Origin of the sequence: Cribrihabitans marinus (assembly GCF_900109035.1) — a bacterium.
Taxonomy (GTDB): Bacteria; Pseudomonadota; Alphaproteobacteria; order Rhodobacterales; family Rhodobacteraceae; genus Cribrihabitans; species Cribrihabitans marinus.
In genome coordinates, this window is the sequence record NZ_FNYD01000008.1 from 217629 (window position 1) to 243480 (window position 25852).

A 25852-nucleotide genomic window follows, 5' to 3' on the forward strand; every position below is an offset into this window, starting at 1 on the left:
GAGCTTTGGCCGATCACACATCTAGGGCCAGTGCGCCCCGCTAGATATTGAATGCCTCTTGACTTTCCGCCAAAAATCCGGATCAAATCGCCTTTGACGGGTGGCCCCTTATTTTCGGGGTCCGTCTGACACCGGGACAAGCCCCGGCGCGCAGGTCACGATACGACCAGGTGCGGGTCCGGACTTGCCGGGCGGCCCCTCCGAAATCTCACCAATACCGTTGATTTTTCGAGAGGAGGGACGCCCGTGTCCTTTGAACAGCTCGTAGAAGCTCACCACAAGCTCACCTATTCCGACAACGTCCAGATGGTGGCGCAGCAGAAGCAGAACCGCCTGCGTCCGGCCGTGACCATCGTGCCGGCCACCGGCGAGGCGCGGTCGGTTGCCGACCTGCTGGGCGCCAAGGAATACATCCGCGGCGAGGATCGCAGCCGCCGGAACCCCGAGAACCCGACGCCGCGCAGCCGGCGCTGGCTGGTCCGTCCCGGCGTCATCGAGGATGGCGAGTATTGCGACACGGTCGACAAGTTCGACATGGCGATGGATCCCACCTCGTCCCTGGTGCGCAACTCGGTCGTCACGGTCGAGCGCGGTGTCTTCGACACGATCCTGGGCATCGAGAAGAACGCCGATGGCACGTTCTCGGTCTCGGGCTCCGGCATTCTGGGCAAAGCCACCAGCGGCAAGCGCAAGGAAACGGTCAGCTCGCTGCCGGCCGGCAACTACATCGCGGCCGGCGCTGCCGGGCTTACCCTGGACAAGCTGCGCGAAGTGAAGAAGGCGCTGAACAAGGCCGAGTTCGGCATGGAGGACGATGACGAGCTCTATGCCGCCATCACGCCCGAACAGGTGGACGATCTGATCGGTATCGCCGCGGCGACCAACCAGTCGCTCAACGCCTTCGCGGTCGAGCAGCTGCGCTCGGGCAAGCCCACCATGCTGATGGGCATCGGCTGGATCGCAACGAACCGCCTGCCGCTCGACGGCAGCGGCAACCGGCTCTGCCCCGTCTGGTCGAAGAAGAACATCGTGGTCGGCATGTGGCAGGATGTTCAGGGCCGGATGTGGAACGACACCGGCGCCAAGAACCTGCCTTACATCTACACCTCGGCCTATGTCGACGCCGTGCGCGTCGAAGATGGCGGCGTCCGCGTCATCCGCTGCGCCGAGTCCTGATCCCCAGCTGACCCCGGAGGCCGGGCAGCCGGCCTCCGATCCCCGACAGACTGACCCCAAGGAGGCCCAGACATGGCCATTGTTGAAGGCAAATCCGACCTGATCCACGACTATCTCGACGACGCATCCGTCGCGCCCGACCCGGTGCAGGCGCGCGGGCGGCTGATCGTGGCGACCGGCACCGTGACCAACGCGGCCGACGACAGCAACACCTCGATGTACCACCTCGTCGACCTGCCCAGCGACTGCATCCTGCAGCCCGGCACGTTCTTCGATGTCGAAAACGACGGGTTCGCGCAGATCGTGATCGGCACCCGGTCGGACAGCGATGCCCTGATCGACCAGACCAAAGCGACCGAAAACACGATCACCCCGATCGCCAATGGCGACGCCAACCACGGCAAGCGCCTGTGGGAGGTCCTCGGCCTGGCCGAAGATCCCGGCGGCATGATCGCGCTGTGGAAGCATGCCGAGGCGGATGCCACCGGCGCGGGCAACATGCCCTTCGCCATTCACTACCTGCACCACTGACGTGCCCGGCGGGGCCGTTTTCGGCCCTGTCGTTTCTGCCTGAAGACCGGAGGCCGCCAGTCCGATGTCCGCGCCGCAACCGATTGCCGCCAGCACCATTGCCGCCCAGGCGTTCCGCTACATGGAACTGGCGCCGATCGGATCGTTTGCCGATGACAGCCCGCAGGCGTCGGCGGCGCGGGAACAGTACACGCTGGCGCTCAAGACGGTGCTCGAGGCTCATGACTGGAGCTTTGCGCGCCGCCTGGCCGGGCTGGCCGAAAAGGCCGAAACGGACACCACCGATCCCGACATGATCCACCTCTACGCGCTGCCGGCCGATTGCGTGGCCCTGCGCCATGTTTATGCGCCATGTGCGCTGTGGCGGCAGGACGGGTTGGAGATCCGGTCGGAACTGGCCGAGAAGCTGGTGGTTCGCTACACCGCGCTGACCCAGAACGAGGCCCTGCTGCCGGCGTCCTTCCAGACCGCCGTCTCACTGGCCCTCGCGGTGCGGCTGGCGCCGCAATACGTTTCGTCCCGGACCAAGCGGTCCGAGCTGAAACTCGATCTGCAGGAAGCGATCGCCGCGGCCTGGAACGCCGACCGGCACAGCGCCTCGCATGCCCGGCTCGATGGCCGGGAGATGCAGCCGGACTGGGCACAGGAGGCGACCTGGTGACCCGCTCGCGGCCGTTCCAGAACGCGTTTTCCTCGGGCGAGATCGATCCGCTTCTGCATGCCCGTCCGGATTTCCAGCGCTACCAGACCGGCCTGGCCAAGTGTCGCGGGTTTCTGGCCCTGCGCCAGGGCGGGTTCACGCGGGCGCCGGGCACCCTGTATCGCGGCAACACGCGCAACGATCTGCCCGCGCGGCGCATCCCCTTCGAGTTCGCGGCCAACGATGCGCTGAGCCTGGAATTCACCGACGGCCGGATGCGCGTCTGGCGCTATGGCGCGCTGGTCGAGAGCGGCGGCTCGCCCTACGAGCTGACCACGCCCTATACCGAGGCGGATTTGCCGAACCTGCAATGGGTGCAGGACAAGGATGTGGTCTACATCGTCGACGGCCGGCAGCCAATGCAGAGGCTATCGCGCTTCGCGCTGGACAATTGGTCGATCGCAGCCGCCCCGCTCAATCTCGGGCCGTTCCGGCCGCAGAATGTCGACACGGGCCAAACCATCCAGTGCTCGGCCGAAACCGGCTCCATCACCCTGAACGGTGCCGGGAACATTTTTTCGGCCGATTGGGTCGGTTCGCTGATCCGCATCGAGGTCAATGACATCACGGCTGTGCCGCTCTGGGTCGGCAACGCGACATGCGCGGTCAACGATCTTGTGCACTTCGACGATGCGATCTTTCGCGTCGCGGCTGGCACCAACACCGGCATCAACCCTCCGACGCATCGCAGCGGCACCCGTCGCACCGATTTCTCGAAATCCATCTCCTACGAATACATCTCCGGTTTCTTCGGGCTGGTCCGGGTCACCGGATTTACCGACAGCAACACGGTCAGCGCCGACGTGATCCGCCGGATCCCCAAGCCCTGCGTCGACAGTGCCACGCACCGCTGGTCGGAGGGAGCATGGTCGGCCCGCCGCGGCTATCCCGCTTGCATCGAAATGGCCGAGCAGCGGCTTTGGAACGCGCGAACGCCGGAAGATCCCCGGACAGTCTGGGCTTCGGCGATCGGCGACTTCACAGATTTCGAACCGGGCGTGGATGCCGATCAGAGCTTCGCCTACTCGATCGCCGCGACGCAGACCCAGAACGCCATCGAGTGGCTGCGCCGCGGCCGCAACGGCATCTATATCGGTGCCCTTGGCGAGGTCTATCGCGGCTTTTCCGCCGCATCCAACCAGGCGATCGGGCCAACCACCTTCGACACCGAGCTGGTGAGCGAGGACGGGGCGGCGCCGGCGCGGCCGATCTCGGCCTACGGCTACCCGATCTACATCACCAAGGGCGGCCGGCGCGTGCAGGAGCTGCGCTATTCGTTCGAAGAGGACGGCGCTCGGCCGGTCGAGCTGTCGCTGCCGTCGCAGCACCTGGGCGCTCGGGAATTCCTGCAACTTGACTGGCAATCCTCGCCCTTGCGGCTGGCGTGGATCCGCGACGCCGACGGCTCGCTTGTCGTCATGTCGTACGATCCTGCCCAGGACGTGCTCGGCTGGGCGGTGGTTCCGCTGGCCGGCGGGATTGTCGAGGACATGGATGTCACCTCGGGCCCTGGCGGGACGACCGATGTCCTGACGCTGATCGTGCGCCGCACGGTGGACGGGCAGACGCGCCGCTTCGTCGAAGAGCAGGCGCTGATCTACGGCGTGCTGACCGGCGGCGAGCCGATCCACAAGGCCATCCACCTTTTCGCCGCATCGGAGTTCGAGCCCGGCTCGCCCGACGACACGTTCAGCGTGCCGCATCTCGACGGCGAAACCGTCTATGCCTGGACCGATCAGGGCGAATACGGCCCCCTGACCGTTGCGGCCGGCGGCGGCGTGACGCTGCCCGTGCCCGTGTCCAACGCGGTCATCGGCCTGTTCGATGACAGTCATTTCGTCGAGACGCTGGATCTGCCGGCGCAGGCCCGGGACGGCAGCTCGCGCGGCCGGGCGCAGCGGTTGCATGGTGATGCCGGGATCGATCTCTACCGCAGCGCCGCCGGATCCGTCGCCCCGGTCGAGCGGCATTTCGGCCAAGCCGAGATCGAGGGCGGCCGGCAGGAGCTGATACCGCTGTCGATCGCGGCGGATCTCGACGCGGCCTATTCTGGAACCTCCCGCGTGCATCCGGTGTCCGGACATGCGGATGCCGTGCGCCTGCGCTTCTTCCCCGTCGGCGGGGCCCCGTTGACCGTCACCGCGATCACACCCGAGGTCGAGGAGGCCGGCGCCTGATGTGTATTCCAGCGGTCACACCACTGTTGACGGCCATCGGGGCGGGCGGCGCCGCCACTGCCACCGGGGCGGCGGCGGGTGCGGCGACCATCGGATCGACATTGCAGACGATCGGCACGGTGGCCGGTCTCGTGGGCACGGTCGCCCAGGGCGTCAGCTCCTACAACGCGGCCAAGGATCAGATCGCCCAGATCGAGACCCAGAAACAGACCGAGATGCAGCTGAACTCGGTCGAGGAGCAGCGCGCGCGGCAGCAGTTCCGCAGCGGCATCGCCCAGCAGCGCGCCGACCTGGTCGCGCGCGGCGTGTCGCTGGACAGCCCCACGGCCGTGTTCCTGGGCCAGACCGCCGCGCGTGAGATGACCTTCGAGGCGCAGGCGATCCGCCAGGGCGGCCTGGCCACGCAAACCGAGCTGACCGGCCAGCAGCGCGCTTTGCGCGCCCGGGGCAAGAACGCGCTGGTCAAGGGCGGCATCAGCGCCGCGGGTGGGCTCTTGCAGGCCGCGCCGGATCTCTGGCCGGAGCTTCTGAAATGACGCTGACCGTGCCCAGATCCAATCGCCGCCCGGGCCGAGCTGCGCGCCCCGGCCCGATGGTGGTTGACGAAACCGCAGGTGCCGTGGCCGATTTGGGCCAGACGATGCTGGCGGTTGGAACCGCCGTCGAAACGGACCGGCTCGATCGCGAGATGCAGCGCCTGCAGGTCGACATGACCCGCGATCTGAACGATCTGCGCCTGCAGACCGAACAGATCGGCGATCCCGATGCGGCGGAAAGCGCGTGGACCTCGGGCGTCGAGCAGATCCGCGACAGCTATGCTTTGCCCGGTGAGGACGGGCGCCCGCGCCTCGACCCCAAGAACGCCGAGCGGTTCGGAATTGCCTTCGACAGCCTGGCCAACCGCCACGCGTTTTCGCTCGGCCGCCGGACACTGGAGCTGCGGAATTCCCAGCGTCAGGCGAATTACCTGTCCTATGCCCATGCCGCCACCCAGGCCTATGCCACGGGTGACGACCAGCTCCGCGAAGGAACGCTGGCGGACCTGGACGCGATGATCGACGCGGATGTCGCCGCCGGCCGGATCGACGCGGCCGAGGGCCAGAAGCGCAAGATGGCGTTCCGCGCCGATGGCGACAACGCACGCGCGATCCACATGATCAGCAGCGATCCGGCCGGCTTCCAGGAAGCCCGTGAACGCGGCGAGTTCACGGGGATGTCGGCCGATACGCTGGCCAGGTATGACGTTCAGGCCAAGAGCGCCCTGGAGCGGCAGCAGGCCGAGGCGGCGAAGGCCGAGGAAAAGGCGATTGAGGCCCGCGACAAGGCCATCGGCCAGCGTCTCGATGAAATCGGCGGCATTGCCGATGACGGGCGGGTCGCTGTCGACGAGACGTTCCTTGCCGATCCAGCCGTGAAGGCGCACCCTAAATACGCCGAAACCAAGGCCAAGATAGCCCTGCGCGAAGAGGGCTTCGAGGTTGCCCAACTGACCCCGGCCCAACTGCGCGCCCAGATCGAAACCGAGCGCAAGCGAAAGGTCACCCATGAGTGGGAAACCGCGCGCCTGCAGGTCCTTCAGGACGCGCTCGCGGCGCATGAAACCGGGTATTCGAAGGATCCGGTTGCCTATGCCCGGTCGGTGAACCGGGACGTTCCGGACCTGCCGGAATTCGATCCGGCCAATCCGGTGGAGTTTGGCCAGGCCGTCCAGCAGCGCGTCGAATTCGGAGAGCGCGAGCAGTTCCGCGGCTTCACGAACGCCCCGCGCTACTTCTCCAACGAAGAGCGCGAAGAGCTGCGTCAGCTTGCCTCGGCCGAGACCGACCCGGAAACCCGTGCCGCCCTGGCCGGTCAGCTGGCCATGTCGCTCAGCGGCGCCAGCCCGGACACGATCGAGGCGTTCGGCTTCGACCCGGTCTTCGTGCAGATGGGCGAATTGCAGGCCGCGACCGGCAACACCAGGCTGACCGCCGAGATCTCCAGGGGGCAGCAGGCGATTGCCTCGAAAACCGTTGTCATGCCCAGCCAGAAGGACCGGCAGGAGCCTGTCGTTGATCATCTCGAGCGCGTCTATTCCGGACAGAGTGACGGCGCTGCCCGCCAGCAGCGGATCGTCGCTGCGGCGGATGCGCTCTATGCCGCCCGTGTCCAGGGGCAGGATGCCTCGGGCGACATCCAGACAGATGTCTACCGCCAGGCCTTGCACGAGGTCATGGGTGGCGTTGGCAGCTACGACAGCAATGAGGCCTTGGGTGGTATTCAGGACGTCAATGGCGTTCTGACACCGCTACCGGTCGGCATCGGCCGCAAGGACATCAGTACGGCCATCATGCAGTTGCGCCGTGATCTGACCGGTGTTCGCAGCCCGGCCTATCCCGACGCGATGGAGAAATCCCGGATCATCGCCGGCGGAACCGGAATGACAGTTCGGCCAATCACCTACCTGACGTCGGCGGAGGCGCAGGCCCGTGCCGATGCCATCCTGCAGGGCGCATCTGTCACCGGCGGCAGCCCGGGCATCAATGGTGAGCCGCTCGATGCGTCGGAGCTGGGCGACTACGAGCTGCTGCCGGCCGGCGGGGACACCTATGCCCTGGCCGTCAACGGTGTTCCGGTCATGGACCTGGCATCGGGCAATTTGTGGCGCTTCGATCTGCGCAAGCTGGTCGGGGAGTACGGCCAATGAGCTTTGCGATTTCCGAACGCAGCGACGACGAGATCCTGGCGGGGGGCGAATTCAAGGCCGGCCCGGCGCCGAGCTTCGGCGAAACCATCCGGGCCCAGGCCGAAGAAACCCGGATCCTGAAGGATCTGAATGGCCGCTCCTCCCGTGTCGAGCAGGAATATGTGGACGAGCTGAAAACGCTCCTGGGGCCGCACCAGCTGTCTCGGCCGCCGGATCCACGGCAGACCCCGCTCGAGGCGCGACATGACTGGCTCTTCTCGGACATTCGCCGCGCCCAGTCCCAGGATCCCGAGCGGTTCACCCACCTGCCGACCTCCGTCGAGGAGTTCGATGCCGAGGTGATCTCGCGCCGGCAGGCGGAATTGGCCGATGCCCGGGACATTCTCGCCAGATCCGACAGCTGGTCGGCCGAGCTGGTGGGCGACCTCTGGGCCGAGATCACCACGCCGCAAAGCGCCATGATGCTACTGGGCGGCGCCAGTGCGGGTGCCCGCGTTCTGACCACCATGGCGATCGAGGGCGGTGTTGCCGCGCTGGACGAGGCGCGCACGCTGCCCACGCAATTCGACGTTGCCGAGGACCTGGACCAGCCGGCACCGCGCGCTGGCCTGCAAGTCGGCGTCGCGGCCCTGACCGGCGCCGGGCTCGGCGGCCTGATCGCCGGCGGCGCCCGGTTGTTGCAATACGGCAGCGCCAAGGCCCGTGCCACCGGCGACCAGCGCCCGCCCGACGCTCGCCCCGCCGAATTCGAGGCCTCCGTCGAAGCCGAGCGCGAGCGCCTCGAGCGCGGAGATCGACCCGCCGATGAGCCGGATGTTCCGCTCCGCCTTTCGGATTTCGATTTCGGGGCGGGTGGCAACGCCTCGCCGCAGACCAACCGCGTGGGTTACGTCTATGGCCGCCTGATCGAACGCGGAATGGAGCCGCATATCGCGGCCGGGTTCGTCGGCAACTTCATGGTCGAGAGCGGCGTCGGTCTCAACCCGCAAGCCATCGGCGATGGCGGGTCGGCCCTGGGGATTGCCCAGTGGAACGACCGACGCCCCGCGCTGATTGCGTTTGCCCAGGCGCGCGGGAAGCCGCCCACCGATCTCGATGTGCAGATCGAGTTCCTGTTTCACGAACTGGCAACGACCGAAGCGCGCGCCGGCCAGCGGATCTTCCAGGCGCAGACGGCGCAGGAGGCGGCCCGCCTGGTGTCGGATCTCTACGAGCGCCCCGGCATTCCGCATATGCCCCGCCGGCTGTCACATGCCGCGGCGGTAATGGCGCAGTACCAATCCGGATCCGTGCCGAAATGGGATGGCGCCATGCCAGCCGTGCAGACGGGCGGATCCGGCTTCACCGGCTACAACTCTTCGCGGCCCTACACCGGCAGCGGCCAGGTCATCGCCGGCGACGACATCCGCGTCGACGTCGAGTACGAGGTGGTCGACATCTCCGCGCTCCGCCAGGCAACCGGAGATCTCCAGCCCCGCGATCGCGGCCGCGGCGCCTCCGATGTCTGGGTCTCGGATACCGCGGCCCGGCTGGACCCGGCACAGCTCCTCGACAGCCCCTGGGCGGATCGGGGTGCCCCGCTGGTTGGACCCGACAACATCATCGAAAGTGGCAATGGCCGGGTTCGCGCGATCGAGCGCGCCTATGACCAGGTGCCCGATCGGGCCGATGCCTATCGCCAGGCGATCGAGCAACGCACCGGCCGGCCGATCCCGCCGGAGATCGAGCGACCGGTTATGATCGCCCGCCGAACCTCCGACCTCAGCGCGGCCGAGCGCCGCCGGATGGTCGTCGATGCACAGGACAGCGGCGTGGCGCGCATGAACGCGACCGAGCGGGCCCAGATCGGCCAGCGCGCGCTCAACGCCGACCTGCTGGCCTCCTATCGCTCGGGTGCAAAACTGACCGGGGCGGAAAACCGGGATTTCGCCCGGGCCTTTGCCGGCGCGTTTCCGCGATCCGAGCGCAACGCCTTCGTCACCGATGGCGGCCGGCTGTCGATCGACGGTATCCGGCAGATCCAGGACAGCCTGTTCGCGCGCGCCTGGGATGCGCCCGACATCGTGGCGCGCGCCGTCGAGGCGGAGCCCGGCGAACTGAAGACGTTGATCGATGCCATGGCGGATGCCGCGCCGGAAGTCGCCCGTCTGCGTGCCGACATCGAGGCGGGCCTGGTGCGTCCGGAGATGGACATCACAGGCTTCATCCTCGAGGCGGCCCGGCTGATCATGCAGGCGCGCGACCTGGCCGGCCGGGGCGGCAAGGCGGCCGAGATCCTCGAGGAGCTGCTGGCCGACGAGGATCTGCTTCTGGGTTCCCTGGCGCCGCTCACAAGGGCACTGGTGCGCAAGTTCATGCCCAGGGGGCGCCAGGCCCCGGCCGACAAGATCGCCCGCTTCCTGAAGGACTATGCCGAAGAGGCCCGCAAGGCGGGGCGCACCGGCGACGCGCTGGATCCGGTCGGGCCGCTCGATGTGCTCAAACGCATGGATCCCGAGGCTTTCGGCGACCTGGATCAGATCGGGGCCGTTCGGGCCCTCGATGTCGAGCCGGCGCCGGTCGACACTTCGGTCTTACCCGAGACCGCGTTTGCCGATGGCGCGTCGTCGCCGGACGCCCAGGCCGCGGACGCCCTGGTCCGCGAAAGCTTCGACGAGCCGTCGGAGGAGCTGCGCGATGCCGTGGCCGAGCTCCGATCCGGCGACGCAGACCTCGACCAGCTGCCGGACGGCACGACCTTCGACGACATCCTGTCCGATCTCGACGCCGACGAGACGCTCGACACCGTGATCGACCTCTGCACCGTGAAAGGAGCGGCGTAATGGCCAACCTGCACGATTGCCTGCAACGGGCCGTTGACGCCGGCGAGCTGGACCAGATCCGCGCCGACGAGGCCAAATCCGAATTCGATCAGCTGGTGGAACGGTACGGTCAGGCGATGCCGTTCCACCAGGCTGAGGCGACCGCCGCGCTTCATCTGAAAGAGGCAACCCAGAAAGCGCGGCGGTCGCGCAGGCATGCGGTCCTGAACCAGCTGCAGAGCATGGTCCGCCTGCGCCACATGGTGCAGACGGCCGACGATCCGGCGCTGGCTTTGCGCAGCATGATCGAGCGTATCGAGGGCGGCGGCTTCAAGGGCGAAAGCGTCCAGTCGCTTTCCGAGGCCTATATCCGCTCGGTCAATGCGGGCCTGAACGATGTTCTTCCCGAAGTGCGGCGCAACCTGATCGGCAACAACCGAAAGCCCGCCCTGCTTCGAGACATCGTGCGCGAGCTGCACGGGGACGCCAGCGGCAGCGAGATGGCGGCCGCCCTGGCCGAAAAGGTGCGGCACCAGCAGAAGCGCATGCGCCAGATGTTCAACGCCCACGGTGGCGACATCGGCGAGATCGACGACTACGGACTGGCCCACAGTCACGACGCCGTCCGCCTGCGCAAGGCCGGTTTCGAGGCCTGGGCGGAAAAAGCCGCACCGCTGCTGGATTGGCACCGCATGATCGACAAGCGCAGCGATCAGCCCTTCGCCGCGGCACCAGGTCAGCGCCCGGATCCCGTGCGGGAGCGGGAACACCTCGCGCAGCTCTACGAGAATATCGTCACCGAGGGCTGGAACACGCGCGAGCCGAGCATGGCGATGGGCGGCAAGGCGCTCTACAACCGACGCGCCGACCCGCGGCACATGCATTTCCGCAACGGTTCGGCCTGGATGGAGTATAACGAGGCCTTCGGCCGGTCGGATCCGTTCACGGCGATGATCGGGCAGCTGCACGGGATGGCCCGGGACGTGGCGATGATGCGCGTGCTGGGGCCGAACCCGAAACTGGGCCTGGAATACGCCACGCAGGTCGCCAAGAAACGCGCGATCTCGGCTCAGGATTTCGACCTGGGCGGTCGCGTGGACAAGGCCGGCAAGCTGGCGCAGACCATGCTCGGCCATATCGACGGCTCCGCCAACGAAGTCTATTCCGAGGGCTGGGCCCGGTTCTTCTCGAGCACGCGCCAGGTCCTGACATCGATCCAGCTCGGCTCGGCCGCGCTGTCGGCGGTCACCGACCTGCAGACCATGCGCGTGGCGAGCTCCGCGATGGGCTTGAACCCCAACAACGTGATGGCCCGCCAGGTGCAGCTGCTGGCCTCGAGCGCCACGCGCGAGACGGCCCGACGCATGGGCTATGTCGCCGACACCCTGGCCCAGGCCGGCAGCGCGGCGGCGCGCTATACCGGCGAGATCGTCTCCGGCGAATTTGCCGAGCGTCTGACCGGGTTCACCATGCGCGCCTCCGGCCTTGCGCACTGGACCGACGTGAACCGCATTGCCTTCCAAATGGAATTCGCCGGCTACATGGCCGAGAACGCGGCGCGCGGTTTCGATCAGATCGAGCCCCCCCTGCGCCGCCTTTTCGAGGAGCGCGGCATCACCGCGCGCGACTGGGACCTGCTACGGGCGCCGGACACCCTGTTCAACACCGACACCGGCGCCGATTTCCTGTCGCCCTTCCACTGGCTCGAGCACCAGTCGTCTCTGCCCCGGGCCGAGGCGGAGGGTCTCGCCATGCGCCTGCAGATGGCGATCGAGGAGCAGATGGAGTTTGCCGTGCCTTCGGCGACAGTCGAGGGCCGGGCGCGGATGATCGGCAGCTCGGAGGCCGGAACCTTCTTTGGAGAATTGCTGCGCTCGACGGCGATGTACAAGAGCTTCTCCGTATCCCTGACGCTCAACCAGTATCGCCGGTTCATGGCCCTGCCATCGCCGATGTCGCGCGCGGTCTATGCCGCGCGGATGATCACCGGCCTGACGATCCTGGGCGGCGTGGCGGTCCAGCTGAAGGAGTTGTCAAAGGGCAACGATCCGCGCCCCATGGACAACATGAAGTTCTGGGCGGCCGCTGGCTTCCAGGGCGGCGGCCTGGGCATTTTCGGTGACTTCTTCGCCTCGGAAACCAGCCGCGCCGGGGGTGGCCTTGCGGAAACGCTGGCTGGTCCTGTCGCCGGCCTGGCGGGCGACATCATCCGTCCGATATCCTCGAACGTGGTCCGGGCGGCCGAAGGCAAGGATCTCTTGCTCGGCCGGGATGCCGCCAACTTCATCCGCTACAACACACCGGTCGCCTCCAGTCTCTGGTATGGCCGGGTCGCCTTCGACCGTATCGTGGCCGACCAGGTCCAGTCCTTCCTCGATCCCGAAGCCGATGCGGTCTGGCGCCGCCAGATGCGCCGGCGCGAGCGCGAATACGGCACCCGCACCTTCTGGCCGCGCGGCGAGCCGGTGCCGGAGCGCGGCCCCGATATTTCCAACGCCCTGGGAGGATCCCGATGACCACCGAGGCCTTCACCGAAGCCACTCCGTTCACGATCTCGGGCACCGGGCCATACGCGATCGGCCACGCCTACAAGGCCGGCGCGATCACCGCCACGGTCGAGCAGGCGGACGGGACCATCGTGACGCTGGCCGACCCCGCCGATTACACCGTGTCGCCGGCCGCCGGCGAGAATGGCGATGTCACCCTGTCATCCGCGGCCGCGACGACCCATGACGGGCTGACGCTGCGGATCATCCGTCGGACGGATATCGAGCAGGGCTTTGCAGGCCAGACCGCCCGGGAAACTGGTTTGGAGGACAGCATCGACCGGCTGGCCATGGGCCTGCAGGAGGTCGAGAAACAGGCCTATCGCGGCCTTCGGACAGAAACCGGCGAAGTAGTGCCCTATTCACCCACCGATGGGTATATTCCGAAATGGGACGCGGCGCGCGGTGGGTTTGTCGACGGGCCCAGCATCGGCGAAATCGAGAACGCCGCCGGGTTTGCGGCAATCGCCCAGGCCGCTGCGGACAGCATCGCCGCGCAGGCCGCCGTTGACGCCTTCGGGGCCGAAGGTGACGGGGTCACGGATGATACTGCGGCATTCCAGGCGACTATCGATTTCCTGCCGGCTTCTGGCGGGATCATAGAAATCGGGCAGAAGGATTATGCCGTCACGACCGCCAGCCTAAATATCGGATCAAAGCACATCTTCTGGCGTGGCAACGGGACGATCAACGGAGGCACGCAGCTGTCGGTCTTGCCCGGTGTCTCCATCAGCTATCACTCGGCCGCCAATCAGATCCTCTACAACCACAACGATGACAATGGCGATCTCGATCCGGTGGTGCGAATTCGCCGGGATGCGACCTATACCGGTAGCGGCTCGGCGATCGGCACGGGCTTTCGAATTGAGCACATTGTTGGATCGTCAGCCAACTTCTTCGAATTCGGCCAGGTGATCGACTTCTCTACCGACAGCGACGACAGCGGGGCCGAGCAGGGCGGTCTGTATGTACGGGCGATCAAGAATGCTGCCTCAGAAACGAAGATGTGGGGCATCGCCTATTCGGTAATCAACCGTTCGACGGTCGACGCCTCGATGGTTGGGGCGGAGTTCAATGTTCGTGCCCTGGGGGACCACACGGATGCTGGAGACCCCCGGTTCGGAACAGGCGCCCGCTACAACCTCGATGTCATTTGTTCGACCGCCGATGATCTCGCCGCGACAGATCGGGCGACCTTCGATGCTGGGATCAACATCATCGCGAATGGCGGGTCCAAGGCGGCAACCGTCCGACACGGGATCCGGCTGCAGGACGAAACCGATGGTGTGATCGAAACGGGCATCCATCTCGATTTGAACAACGCCGACATCGGCATCCAGATTGGCGGCGCCTATTCCGGGGATGCGATCAATATCGGCGGGTCCTGCGCCTACGGCATCGACCTCGCGTCCGGCTCCTATTCCGCGCAGGCTGTCCGAGTTGGCGATAACAAGCGGATCGCCTTCAACAACTCGGCCACGGTGCGGCTTGGATGGGACACTGCCAACCTGGCGCTGCAAGTGACAGCGGGTGCCAACGTCCTGCTTGCGGCGAAGGATGCGACCGACGCCATCCAGCTGCGCGTCGGCGGTTCACTCAAACAGGCAAGCCAGGGTGCCGTTGATAGCGGTGGCTCCGGGTTCCGTGTTCTCAGGGTTCCGAACTGAATGGAGATGTTATGAAGATCGATTTTTCCCGGACCATGACCGATTTCGAAGGTCAGCCCGTACAGAACGGCCAACAGCCTCTGACCCTGGGTGTTGTCGCGGCGCGCGCCTTGAACGCAACCGGCGATCCGCGCAGCTCGCCGGACGATGCATTGGCCCGGGGTATGCTGGCCTTCAAGGTCTATGGCCAGACCGAAGCCGACGTTACACCCGAGGATCTGGCGCTGATCCGCAAGATGCTTCCGGTGGCCTGGGCGCCCATGATCGTGGCCCAGGCGCACGAGATGCTGGGCGGGTGAGATGACCGACGAAGAGCGCCTGCATCCGACCTGGAAGACGCGGCTGATCGAGTGGGGCAAGATCGCCAGCGCCTGCACAATCATCTTCGGTGCGATCATCGGCGCCATCCAGTGGGCGAATGGCTCGATCGGAGATGTCTGGCGCGACGTGCAGGGCATGATCGAGACGACGACAGAGCTCCAGCGCGAGCAGGTCGACATGCAGCGGGCGCAGCAGAACGTGCTGGGCCAGCTCGCCAACGTGGTCGAGAAGCAGACCGATCTGCTGGGGCGGGTGGAAAAGTTGGAGGCCCGGCGCGCGCGGGATGCCAGCCCGGCCATTCGCTTCACCAATTCCGGGTCGGCCATCAGCGATGGTCGCCCGGGCGAGATCGTCCGTCTGACCTGGTCGTTCATCAAGCTGCGCGATTGCGGCCGCCCGTCGATCGACCTGCTGTTCCGCAATGGCGGGGACCAGATCCACCGGTTCCGCGATGTCTCGGTCCTCGACGAGGATGGCCGTGGCGTGGCGTTCGATCCCGATCCGACACAGGCGCAGTCGATCAGCTACACCGCCCGCATCCCGGCCGGCGAGGGCGTCGAGCCGGGCGCGGGCTTCGGCTACGTCCGCGTCTCCTATCCCGAGAAGTGCCCCGCGGTCGAAAGCGTCCAGTCGCCGCGCATCTATTTCCAGATCCTTCCAGAGAGGAGCCAGCAATGAGACTTGTATCCAACGCCAGAACCGTCGCCTGGCGCGCCTATTCGATGTGGTGCAACTACCTGGGCATCCTCTGCCTGGTGGCGCCCGAGCTGATCTACTGGATCTGGCTGGTCGATACCAACCCGCGCATCTGGTGGATCGGCGGGCTGGCCCTGATCCTGGCCGGCATCGTGCTGCGCCTGATCGACCAGGGAATCGCGCGGGCCCCGGCTGCGGTGACCCTGCTGGCGGCGCTGCTGGCCGGCATGCTGGTATCCCCGGCCGCGCGGGCGGGGCCGCCCAGCGAGGCGGCGTTCCTCGAGGTGGCAACGCCGCTGGTGGCGCAGTGGGAGGGCAAGCGCAACAAGGCCTACCTGGACCGCATCGCCAGCCCGCCTGTCTGGACCATCTGTTTCGGCGAGACGCGCGGGGTGAAGCCGGGCGATTACCGGACGGATGCCGAATGCCTGCAAATGCTGCGGGCGGGGCTGATCGAATATCGCTCGGGCCTGCACCGGTATTTCACGGAGGAAACCCTGGCAGCCCGGCTGACGGCCGCCAGGGATGCGGCCTATACCAGCCTGTCCTGGAACGCCGGGATCCGCGCGATCGGGCGCAGCACGGCCGTGCGCCGCCTGAACGCAGGGCGCATCGCCGGTGGCTGCCAGGCGCTGACCTGGTGGAACAAGGCCGGCGGGCGGGTGATCCGCGGATTGGTGAACCGGCGTGCCGATGAATACCGCCTGTGCATGCAGGGCGTCGCGTGAAGCGCGTGGCGGCATATGTCGCCCTGGTCCTCGCCCTTCTCGGCGGGGTCGCCTGGCTGGCCTATCGGCAGGGCCGCGCCGCGGCCGAGGCCAGGCATGCGCAGGAGCTGCTGGACCGGATCGAGGCCGGCCGCAAGCTGGAGGCCGAGCGGTTCCGGATCGCCCGTGAGCGCGACGCCTTGCTGCGACGAATGGAGGAGGATGCCTATGCGGACCCCGTGGTCGTGCGCCAGTGCCTTGGCCCTGGCCGGGTGCGCCGTCTCAACGCCCTTCGTTGAGACCGCCGAGCCCTGCGACAGGCCGGTGCAGATCCCGGTCGCCGGCGTGAGCGACCGGCAGGTCGAGATCCTCTGGGCCCGCGATCGCGCGGCGCTGCTGGATTGCGGCGACACGGTTGAGACCCTCTCCGGGCGCAAGCCCGGGGGTGGCTAGGCGAGGACAGGACGGCAGAGACAGGAGACACCAATGCCACAAGATCCATTCAGACATCACGTGCCGGGGCTTTCGGACCCCGGCCGTCACGCGGCCGCGGTGACGCCCAACGACACGGTGGATCTCGATCCGCCGGCGCGGTCGCTGTTCATCGGCACCGGGGGCAACGTGCGGGTGCTCACCTACGGTTCCGAGACCGTCGATTTCAAGGGCGTCCAGACCGGTCACGTGCTGCCCATGCACGTGCGCCGTGTCCTGGCGTCGGGAACCACGGCCGCCGATATCGTGGCCATCTGGTAGGAGGCAGGACAATGGCGAAGGAAAAATGGCTGACCGACAATCTGTGTGCACTCGGCGACCGGGTGCGCATCGAGCGCGGTCCCCAGGTGGTCGAGCTCGACTGTACCGACGAGAACCTGGACGATCGCGTGACGCCCAGGCGCTACGCGAAGGGGCGCCGCGATGCGCTGGGGCGGCTGATCCAGCCCGACGAGGCGGTGGCCGAGCTGCAGGGCAAACTGCAGCGTCTGGGCGCAGGAGAGCCGGCTGAGGGGGTGGTCAAGGCCATCGGCGAGATCACGGCCGCCAAGGCCCTCGATGATGCCCTGGAGCGCCCGCATGTCGCTGCTTCCGGCAAGATGGCCGTGATCGACGACAAGGCGCGGCACAAGCCGTGGCTGTGGAAGGTCTACCAGCTGCAGGCCGGGCAGGAGTTCAACCACCGCACCGGCGAGGTCCAGACCCGCGAGCGCTTCGTCAAGGTGAAGGAGCTGCAGGGTCTCGAGAAGGCGCTGGAGCACGCGCGCAAACTGGCGAAGGGAGACTGACCATGGCGTTCTGGAACGACAATGTCCACGACCAGGGGCTGAACTGGGCCATCGCCCAGGCCAATCTGCTGAGCATCTGTTCACAGGAACCGACGACATTCACCGAGGCCACCAGCACCTACGAGCTGGGCAACGGCGCCGTGACGCTGGGCAGCGCCCAGAACGGCGACACGGACGGCCGCAAGTCGGTCGTGCCTGCGTTGACCGACGAGGATGTCGACAGCAGCGGGACGGCCAGCCACGTCGCGCTCACCGGATCCGGCGGGTCCGACCTGGTGGCGACCGTTGCGCTGACCGCGTCGCAGGCGGTGACCTCGGGCAACAAGTTCAGCACCTCGGCCTTCGACCTGGTCAAGCGCGACCCGACCTGATCCGCGGGGCCATACGGCCCCGCTTCGATCTTGAACGGAGGTAGGTCATGCCGGCGGACCGCTACTGGCGCATTCTTTGCACGCATGAAGCGGGCGAAGACTATATCATCATCTATGAAATTGAGATGCGCGCCACGATTGGCGGAGCGGACCAGACCAGCACGTCCTACACCATATTTTCGAGCGAGGTGAACTCGTCGAATGAGGCGGCCAACGCATTCGACGACACAAACTCAAGCCGATGGGTCAGCGAGCACAAGGTCAACGACGCATCGCCCTGGATCGGCCAGGATTTCGGGTCGTCCACGACCGTTGTCGAGATCACGATCTACACGGATAACGGCGATCGGCCTCCCAGCGCAATCGAGATCCAGCATTCGTCGGACGGATCGACCTGGACCACGACCGACACCTATACCGGCCTGACCTGGAGCACGGGCGAAACCAAGACCTTTGCCGTATCCGGCGCCACGACGATCGACCTGGAGCCGGACAGCGCCGAGGCGACGGCCCAGGTGACATCGGCCATCCTGTCCCAGCTGCATCAGATGGCCGGTGCCACGGCCGGAGACGGCGCGACGGCGCTGACCACGCCGTCCCTGTCGCAGACCAGCGATGTTGCGCCCGGCGGATTGGCGTCACTGGCGGAGCTCGCGCCCGCGTCGATCGATCAGAGCCATTCGATGACCCTGCCGGATCTGACGGGCGTCACGGTCCTGGAGGCGACGGCGCTGGTGCAGGATCACCAGGTCGCACCGGGCACTGTCCAGGCGGCATCGCAGGTCGAGGCGCCCTCGATGACAGTGGGCTCCGATCTCTCGGTGGGGCCAGTCTCCGGCACGACGCAAATTGCAGAGACGTCCCTGTCGGTGCTCGTGATCTCCGATCCGGCCAATTTGCAGGGATCCACGGCCCTGGGCAGTCCGTTGCTGAGCCAGCCTCACGACCTGTCCGCGCCGGATCTGGAAAGCGTCGCGCAGGCACAGTCGCCCGACCTGAGCGCCGGCAGCACCGCGGCCCCGGGCGATCTCCAGGCAATCTCCGAGCTTGCCGGTCCCGTGCTGTCCCAGGAGCAGATGGTCGCGCCGGCCTCCGTCGCCTCGGTTGCACAGATCGGCACTTCTGCACTTGGACAGAAGCACCAACTGGCCGCCGGCCATCTCCAGGCGACGTCCACGGTTGATCGGCCGGCCCTGTCAACGGGCGCTGACCTGGTCGCGGCGCTGTTGCAGGCCCAGGCGGAAATCACCGGCCCGGCCGCCAGCGTGGTTCAGCCCGTGGCGCCGCGATCGATCACGGGCGTGGCGTTGGCGGGACTGCCGGCGATGTCACAGGGCCATGTCATGGCGGTTGCGAATGCAGCATCGATGTCCTCGATCGCTGCCCCGGCGATGTCGACGGGAAGTGCATCACCATCCGGAGCTCTGCCGCCAAACGATGTGTTTGTCGGTGTCCGCGTGACCTGAGGGATCTGGCGATCGCAACCGAAGTGGATTTCGCAAGCCATTGAAATCAAACGGACTGCAGAATGACGCGAGTTCATCTAAGTGATTGAAAACAAACCAACCGCCGAGAACTTCTAATCAGCAGGTTCGGGGTTCGAGTCCTCGCGGGATCGCCAGTTCCATTCGATTGCCAAGGGGTCATAAGAGGGCGCAAAACTGGGTATTTCGTGCGCGCCTGTGTCAAGAGAATTCTCTCGCGATAGCGAGATTCTTGCAGTGTCTTGATAAAGAATGGTTTCCGCCCGGCTGCGCTTTCCGACGAAAACCTTCAGGTTTCGGAGTAATCACCCAGCCATCGCAAACCGGATCGCACGACACCCTCTACTGGAGAGCGCCAGTAACCTCTTCACGCAAGTAGATCGCGCCGAAGTCCTGATCGCGTGGGGCGAAGCGGGCGACTCGGGATGCTTCGAGCAGGCTCTTCAGGGTGTTGCGATGATGCCCCGTCTCATTGGACAGAGTGGTCAAGAACAGCGGCTACCGGGTCGAGGACTGTCCAGACATGGCGCAGGCGCTGAAGATGGGCAAGCGCGCCGAAGCATTCCCGAAGATCTTCGGCGCCGTTTTCCGGGAGTATCAATCCCGCCTGTGCGCGGCACTAAGGCGATTTCAGGCTGCAGGATCACCTGCTCCGGTCCATCAATTGGTTTGTTGATCTGAGCAGCATCCGGGCCCATCTGGCGGATTTTCATAGCCATATGGGCCGTCCGTCGGTCGATCCCGAATTGCTGATCCGGATGCTGTTGGTCGGATACTGCTTCGGCATCCGGTCCGAGCGGCGGCTCTGCGAAGAGGTGCATCTGAACCTCGCGTGCCGCTGGTTCTGCCGCCTCGACCTTTCCGATAGGGTCTTGGATCAATCCACTTTCTCCAAGAACCGCCACGGTCGGTTTCGAGACAGCGAGTTGCTGCGGCAATTGTTCGAGGTGACCGTCGCACGCTGCATCCAGGAAGGCCTGGTCAGCGGCCAGCGCATGGCGGTCGATGCCAGCCTGATCGAAGCGGATGCCAACAAACAGAATTCGACGCCGAAGGAGGAATGGGATACATCGCTCATCGACCCGGCCGATGCGCCCCGCGCCGTGCGAGAGTATCTCGACACTCTGGACTAGGCCGCCTTCGGCGCCGCGAGCGAGGTCCAGCCCAAGTTCACGTCACATTCCGACCCGGCCAGCCAGTGGACCATTGCTCGCAAGTGACCGGCATTCTTCAGCTATTCCAACAACTGCCTGATCAACATGGACCATGGCGTCATCGTGGATGTGGAGGCCACAAGATCTATCCGCCAGGCCGAGGTCGGGTCGACCAAGCCCATGCTCGAGCGGGTGCAGGGCACATTCGAACTGCATCCCGAACGCCTGATCGCCGACACCGCCTAAGGCACAGGACCGATGCTGGGCCGGCTGGTCGACCGCAAGATCGCGCCGCACATCCCGGTGTTCGACAAATCCGGCCGCAGCGACGGCACCTGGACCCGCGCCGACTTCCAGTGGGATCCTGACAACGACCAATACATCTGCGCCGAGGGCCAGGAGTTGAAGTAGTTCCGTCGGAACTATTCCGACCCGAGCCGGGGGCCGACCGGAAAGGGCAGAACCAAATACCGGGCCCTGAAACTGACCTGCCAAGCCTGCCCGTCCAAGGCGAAATGCTGCCCGAACGCAGATGCCAGATCGGTTACCCGCGAAGAACACGAAGACGCTCGCCAGGTCGCCCGGGATATCTCGAAAATCAGGCAATACGAGATCTCGGTGAAGCTCAGGAAGAAGGTCGAGATGCTCTTCGCGCACCTCAAGCGTATCCTCGGCCTCCGAAGGCTCCGATTACGCGGCCCATGTGGCGCAAATGACGAATTCTTGCTCGCAGCTACCGCCCAGAACCTCCGGAAGCTGGCGAAGATCTTCCCCGCACCGCAGCAAACGCCAAAAGCCAAAAGCCTGACACGAAAGGCCCCCCCGCCAATCATTTTATCTCTGGATGCTGCGCCGCCTCCGCGGGCAGCTCAGTGCCCGATTTTACCGAATGCTCCGCTTTGCGTGAATGTCCATAATTCAGGCGGCGGCAGAAAAAACTGCCAAGATCAAACAAGGTGTTGCAACGAGTTTGTGGCACAATCGTTCTGGCAAGGGGTTTCCAATCGATGCAAATGAATGACGTCAAACAATTGATCCTGGACCGGTGTCATGCGTTACCGAGCCGCGTCCGACCTTCTGCGAGACGCGATGACAAGCGCAGGAGGTGGTCGTTGCGGACCACAGCGACCAAGAAGGGCTGGGGCAGGATTTCGAGTGCCTCGGGGTGCGCGCGGACCAGGTCAATTTCGATATCCGGCGAGACGAGCGTCGTTCCGTGCGGATTTTAGTCATCGCCTATTCCACCGAGCGCTGCGTGACTGCCGTGCCGTCCGCGATCGCTGCCGACGGGTAAAGGATGACCTGCTCGCCCGGGTCCAGCCCCTCCCGCACCTCGGCGATGATGCCGTTGTTGCGACCGATCTCGACACCCCGCAGCACTGCGACACCGCCTTCCGCCACGAAGACCGACCAGTCTTCCCTGGTGCGAAAGAGCGCACTCGCCGGAACGCGCAGCGCATCGTCCTCCTGCCAGACGACGATTCGCGCCTCGACGCGGTAGCCGTGACCCAGGGCGCGGCGCTCCTCGGGCGGTCCGGTCAGCGCGACCGTGACGGGAACGCGCTGCTCCTCGACGCCAAGCGCGGAGTACTCCGTGATGCCGAAAGGGTCGATGCGGCGCACCTCTCCCTCGAGCGGCCGCGTGCCGCCCCAGTCCTCGATGATGACCGGATCGCCGACCTCGACCTGAACCGCATCCGACGAAATCAGATCGACGACCACCTCCAACTCACCTTCCACGTCGCCGATCTCCATGATCGGTGCACCAGCGGGCAAGGTTGTCTCGCTCTGCTGCATGATCCGAAGGATGCGGCCGTCAGCGGGCGCGTAGAGGGGGATGTCATCGCTGCGCGTATTGCCGATGGCCGCTGCAAGCCCTTGGTCATCGAATCCGATCAGCTGTGCGCGCGCGTTCGCCAGATCGGCTTCGCGCATCGCAATGGCGGCCTCCGCCGTTTCGACCGCCGCCTCAGCAACACGGAAGTTCTGGCGGGCGCGGTCAAAAGCCGCTTCGCTTGCGATCTGGCGTTCGGTCAGCTGCCGGGCGCGGTCAAGCTCCGTCTCGGCAAGGTCGCGGTTGGCGATGGCGGCGTTCAGATCGGCGCGGGCGACGCGCAGCGCGGCTTCGGCCGCCTGAACCGCCGCCAATGCCTGTTCGCGGGTGCGCACATCCAGCGCCGCCGGGTTGGAGGGCCGCATGTGCGCGACGACCGTCTCGCCCCGCACGACCGGATCGCCGGGAACGACCTGCACCCTTTGCAAGCGTCCGGCGACCGGAGTGGAGACGATATAGGCCTCGGCCACCCGTGTGCGCCCCTCCTCGTCAATGGTGACCATCATCGGGCCGCGCGTCACTTCGCCCAGATCGACCATCACTGGACGCGGCCAGAATGCCGCCGCAAGCGCGCCACCGATCAGCACGACGATGATGAAGGTCAGGATCAGGCGGGATCGTCTTTTTGCTTTTGCCATGGTCTATTCCCGTGTCTTGAGGGCCTCGATCAGGTCGGCGTGATCGAGTTCGCGTTTGACCAGCCCGCCTGAAACCAGCGCGGCGCCGAGCACGACAAGCGTGGCCTGGCCGTAGCTGACCGGATCGAAAACGGCCGGAATCTGGTAGAGGTCAGTCGAAAAGCCTGCGGCGATGCCGAAGGACAGGTAATAGCCCAGAGCCGCACCGACCGGCAGCGCGATCACGGTCACGACAGCCAGCTCGCCCAGCAGCACGAAGGCGGCCTCGCCCTTGCTGAATCCGATCACGCGTAGGCTGGCCAGATCGCGGGACCGTTCGGCCAGCGCGATGCGGGCGGCGTTGTAGACGATGCCGAAGGTGATGATGAAGGCGATGGCGCCCATCACGTAGCGGATCGCGCCCGCGCCCTGGTTCATCAGCCTTACGAAGGCGTCGCGCGCTTGGCTTTTCAGACTGACGCCCGCGACCGTCGGCATGTCCTGAAGCGCGGCATAGATAGCGTCGGCCTGAGCCTCGTCGATGGTGAGGTATGCGCCCGAAACCCGGCCCGGCTCTCGCAGGGTGCGGTTCAGGGCCTCCATATCCATGTAGGCGGGCGATCCCAGAAGGGTCTGCGCGGTGCCGGCGACAGGGATTTGCAGAAGCGGTTGTCGGCCCTCGCGCACATCCATGCTGAGCATGTCGCCGGGCGCAACACCCAGCATCTCGGCCAGCACGTCCGAGAGTACCACGCCCCGCTCCGGCAGGGCGATGGGGGCCATATCGGCATCGAGTGCGCGGTTCAGTTCCGGTCTGTCCGGCAGCCCGATCAGCACGCCGCGATGGCTTTCCAGCCCGTGGCGCAGCACGACGCTGACGTTGCGCACCGGCTCGGCCCGTTCCACGCCCGGCAGGCGCACGAGTTCAAAGAGGGTCTTGTCACTGACGGGGTGCGTGAAGCTGACGGTCACATCGCTGCGGTCCACGACCGAGAAGGTCAGGTCGATCGTCCGGTCGAAACCCGCGTAGATCGTGATCATCGCGACCGACAATGCCATTCCGCTGGCGATCCCGATGATGGATCCGGCCATGCGCCCCGGCTGGCGTGTCAAGCGGCGCAGGACCATGCGCGAGGGCTGATCGAGAAAGCGGTTCAGGCTGTGGCCGATCCGCCCCGTCCGGCTGAAATTTGGCGGTGCGGGCGCGCGCATCGCCGTCGCGGGCGTCAGCGCGAAAACCCGGCGCAGCACAAAAAGCCCGCCCGCAGAGGCCGAGAGGATGCTGACCGTCACGCCGGTCACGAAAGAGGCCGGGTCGAGTTGGAACACGAGGAAAGGAAACTTGAAATAGGCGGTGTAGACGCCGATCAGCGCCCGCCCCGCCGCGATTCCTCCGAGGCATCCGGCCAATGCCCCACCCACGGCGATGGCGAGGATCAGCTTGAAATAATGCGCGCCGACCTCGGTGTTGGTGTAACCGAAGGCTTTCATCAGCCCGATCTCCTCGCGCTCGGACTGCACCATGCGGCTGATGACGATGTAGAGCAGGAAGGCCGCGACCGCGAGGAAGATGGGTGGCACGCCCACGGCGGCGGCCTCGAGCCCGGAAATCTCCTCCGAAACGAAGCGATTGGAGAACTGATCGGCCAACCCATAGGCCCCGGCACCGCCATAGGGTTCCAGCAGGCGGTCCACGGCAGCGAGCACGGCATCCTCGGAGGCTTCGGGCGACAGACCGATCAGCGCCTCGTTGAACGCGCCCGCCATGTCATAAGCGGCGGCAAGTCCCGAACGCCCCATCCAGATGACGCCGAAGCGGGCGTCGTCAGGCACAAGCTCGCCCGGCGCCGTGGTGTAGAGGAACTCGGGCGACTGCGCGAGACCGACGATGTCGAAGCCGCGCCGCGCGCCGTTCATCGTGGCGCGCAGGGTGTCACCGGGGCGCAGACCATGCGCGAAGGCAAAGCTCTGCAGCAGCAGGATTTCGTCCGGTCGCCCGGAGGCGGGCATCCGCCCGGCGGTGAGAAAGACGTCGTTCAGCGACGGGCGGCCGCGATCCGGCAGCGACACCGCCTGCGCCTGCACTGGAAGAACCTGCCCCGGCAGATCGATCAGCGCGCGGCCCTCGACCCGTGTCTCGACGGCCGAAACGCCGGGAATCTCAGCCAGCCTGCTTGCCAGCCGTTCGGGCGCACGCGCGACGGGCACGAAGACATCGGCCAGACGGTAGCGGTCGTAATAGGCGTCGCGCGTCTCAGACAGCGACGCCGTCAGGCCGGTCATCATCACCAGCATCAGCACGCCCACGGCGATCACCGCCCCGATGGCGGTGGCCTGGCCCTTCATGCGCCAGAGATCCCGCAGCAGCTTGTGGTCGAGCGGGCTCACCACTCGATCTCCTCGGGTGCCAGCTTCTTGCGGTTCTCCACGATCTCGCGGATGTCGCCATCGGCGAAATGGATCACCCGGTCGGCCATCTGCGCCTGGCTCGCGGCGTGGGTCACCATCAGAACCGTCGACCCCAACCGTTCGTTCACGTCCGCCAGCACCCGCAGCACCGACCGCCCGGTCTGGCTGTCGAGCGCGCCGGTGGGTTCGTCGCAGAAGAGGACGTCCGGCTGCTTGGCGATGGCGCGCGCGATGGCGACGCGCTGCTGCTCGCCACCCGAAAGCTGAGCGGGAAAGTGATCGGTCCGCTCCTTCAACCCGACCAGCGCCAGCGCCTCGTCCGGGTCCATCGGGTCGGCGGCGATCTCGGTCACGAGCTCGACATTCTCCCGCGCGGTGAGGCTGGGCATCAGGTTGTAGAACTGGAAGACGAAGCCGACATGGTTGCGCCGGTAGCGCGTCAGCTCCGCGTCTTTCATCTCATCCAGCCGCTGGTCGCGGAACTGCACCAGCCCCTCGGTGCCGCGGTCCAGCCCGCCGATGATGTTGAGAAGCGTGGACTTGCCCGAGCCGGACGGCCCCAGCAACACGATGACCTCGCCGGCCGGGATCTCCAGGTCGACGCCGCGCAGCGCGTGGACGGCCGAGCGCCCCTCGCCATAGACCTTGGTCAGGCCCTTCGTCGTGTAGGCGGCCTCGGTCACGCGGCGCCCCCG

Annotated in this window: 21 protein-coding genes and 2 pseudogenes; 19 read left to right on the top strand and 4 right to left on the bottom strand. The window is 66.2% G+C overall.

What is annotated here, in order from left to right; genetic code table 11:
- Positions 1-246 precede the first annotated feature (246 nt).
- The 19 genes and pseudogenes from BMX57_RS14775 to BMX57_RS14860 form a co-directional block, all read left to right on the top strand.
- Positions 247-1176, top strand: a complete 930-nt coding sequence (locus BMX57_RS14775) for a phage capsid protein (RefSeq protein ID WP_177175468.1) — start codon at positions 247-249, stop codon at positions 1174-1176.
- 72 nt (positions 1177-1248) lie between these two features.
- Positions 1249-1707: a hypothetical protein gene (locus BMX57_RS14780; protein WP_092368685.1), complete on the top strand. Its 459-nt coding sequence runs from the start codon at positions 1249-1251 to the stop codon at positions 1705-1707.
- A 64-nt stretch (positions 1708-1771) separates the two neighbouring features.
- Entirely contained in the window at positions 1772-2368 is a 597-nt protein-coding gene (locus tag BMX57_RS14785; protein ID WP_092368688.1) for a phage connector family protein, read from the top strand.
- Positions 2365-4584 (top strand): phage tail protein, encoded by a 2220-nt coding sequence (locus BMX57_RS14790; RefSeq protein ID WP_092368691.1) that lies wholly within the window; start codon positions 2365-2367, stop codon positions 4582-4584. Before BMX57_RS14785 ends, BMX57_RS14790 begins: the two co-directional genes overlap by 4 nt.
- Positions 4584-5120: a hypothetical protein gene (locus BMX57_RS14795; protein WP_092368694.1), complete on the top strand. Its 537-nt coding sequence runs from the start codon at positions 4584-4586 to the stop codon at positions 5118-5120. The genes BMX57_RS14790 and BMX57_RS14795 overlap by 1 nt, the downstream gene beginning before the upstream one ends.
- Positions 5117-7270, top strand: coding sequence for a hypothetical protein (locus BMX57_RS14800; protein WP_092368697.1), 2154 nt, complete (start codon positions 5117-5119; stop codon positions 7268-7270). Before BMX57_RS14795 ends, BMX57_RS14800 begins: the two co-directional genes overlap by 4 nt.
- Positions 7267-10092: a phage tail tip lysozyme gene (locus BMX57_RS14805; protein ID WP_092368700.1), complete on the top strand. Its 2826-nt coding sequence runs from the start codon at positions 7267-7269 to the stop codon at positions 10090-10092. Before BMX57_RS14800 ends, BMX57_RS14805 begins: the two co-directional genes overlap by 4 nt.
- The gene (locus BMX57_RS14810; protein WP_092368702.1) at positions 10092-12587 is read left to right on the top strand and encodes a hypothetical protein; all 2496 of its coding nucleotides are present in this window, start codon (positions 10092-10094) and stop codon (positions 12585-12587) included. Before BMX57_RS14805 ends, BMX57_RS14810 begins: the two co-directional genes overlap by 1 nt.
- Positions 12584-14284: a hypothetical protein gene (locus BMX57_RS14815; RefSeq protein WP_092368705.1), complete on the top strand. Its 1701-nt coding sequence runs from the start codon at positions 12584-12586 to the stop codon at positions 14282-14284. The genes BMX57_RS14810 and BMX57_RS14815 overlap by 4 nt, the downstream gene beginning before the upstream one ends.
- A gap of 11 nt (positions 14285-14295) precedes the next feature.
- The gene (locus BMX57_RS14820) at positions 14296-14583 is read left to right on the top strand and encodes a hypothetical protein (RefSeq protein WP_092368708.1); all 288 of its coding nucleotides are present in this window, start codon (positions 14296-14298) and stop codon (positions 14581-14583) included.
- Between the two features lies 1 nt (position 14584).
- Complete coding sequence (locus BMX57_RS14825) at positions 14585-15283, top strand: hypothetical protein (RefSeq protein ID WP_092368711.1); 699 nt, start codon at positions 14585-14587, stop codon at positions 15281-15283.
- Entirely contained in the window at positions 15280-16029 is a 750-nt protein-coding gene (locus BMX57_RS14830) for a lysozyme (protein ID WP_092368714.1), read from the top strand. Before BMX57_RS14825 ends, BMX57_RS14830 begins: the two co-directional genes overlap by 4 nt.
- The gene (locus BMX57_RS14835) at positions 16026-16307 is read left to right on the top strand and encodes a hypothetical protein (RefSeq protein ID WP_092368716.1); all 282 of its coding nucleotides are present in this window, start codon (positions 16026-16028) and stop codon (positions 16305-16307) included. The genes BMX57_RS14830 and BMX57_RS14835 overlap by 4 nt, the downstream gene beginning before the upstream one ends.
- A gap of 187 nt (positions 16308-16494) precedes the next feature.
- Positions 16495-16761 carry a spike base protein, RCAP_Rcc01079 family gene (locus BMX57_RS14840; RefSeq protein WP_092368719.1) on the top strand — a complete coding sequence of 89 codons (267 nt, stop codon included), beginning with the start codon at positions 16495-16497 and terminating at the stop codon, positions 16759-16761.
- An 11-nt stretch (positions 16762-16772) separates the two neighbouring features.
- Positions 16773-17288, top strand: a complete 516-nt coding sequence (locus tag BMX57_RS14845) for a hypothetical protein (protein WP_092368722.1) — start codon at positions 16773-16775, stop codon at positions 17286-17288.
- Positions 17289-17290: 2 nt separating this feature from the next.
- On the top strand, positions 17291-17659 hold the full coding sequence (locus BMX57_RS14850) for a hypothetical protein (RefSeq protein ID WP_092368725.1): 369 nt from the start codon (positions 17291-17293) through the stop codon (positions 17657-17659).
- A 47-nt stretch (positions 17660-17706) separates the two neighbouring features.
- A complete protein-coding gene (locus BMX57_RS14855; protein WP_092368728.1) occupies positions 17707-19125 on the top strand; it encodes a discoidin domain-containing protein in 1419 nt (472 codons plus the stop codon).
- Positions 19126-19666: 541 nt separating this feature from the next.
- A complete protein-coding gene (locus BMX57_RS20730; RefSeq protein WP_177175469.1) occupies positions 19667-19819 on the top strand; it encodes a hypothetical protein in 153 nt (50 codons plus the stop codon).
- Positions 19779-21083 (top strand): annotated as a pseudogene (locus BMX57_RS14860) (IS1182 family transposase); the annotation flags it as partial. The gene BMX57_RS20730 and the pseudogene BMX57_RS14860, both read left to right, overlap by 41 nt.
- 262 nt (positions 21084-21345) lie before the next feature.
- Here the strand turns inward: BMX57_RS14860 and BMX57_RS21110 are convergent.
- The 4 genes and pseudogenes from BMX57_RS21110 to BMX57_RS14875 form a co-directional block, all read right to left on the bottom strand.
- Positions 21346-21495 (bottom strand): annotated as a pseudogene (locus BMX57_RS21110) (alpha/beta hydrolase); the annotation flags it as partial.
- Positions 21496-21533: 38 nt separating this feature from the next.
- The gene (locus BMX57_RS14865) at positions 21534-22769 is read right to left on the bottom strand and encodes an efflux RND transporter periplasmic adaptor subunit (protein ID WP_092368731.1); all 1236 of its coding nucleotides are present in this window, start codon (positions 22767-22769) and stop codon (positions 21534-21536) included.
- 3 nt (positions 22770-22772) lie between these two features.
- Positions 22773-25136 carry an ABC transporter permease gene (locus tag BMX57_RS14870; protein WP_092368734.1) on the bottom strand — a complete coding sequence of 788 codons (2364 nt, stop codon included), beginning with the start codon at positions 25134-25136 and terminating at the stop codon, positions 22773-22775.
- A complete protein-coding gene (locus BMX57_RS14875; protein ID WP_218142426.1) occupies positions 25133-25840 on the bottom strand; it encodes an ABC transporter ATP-binding protein in 708 nt (235 codons plus the stop codon). Before BMX57_RS14875 ends, BMX57_RS14870 begins: the two co-directional genes overlap by 4 nt.
- Positions 25841-25852 lie beyond the last annotated feature (12 nt).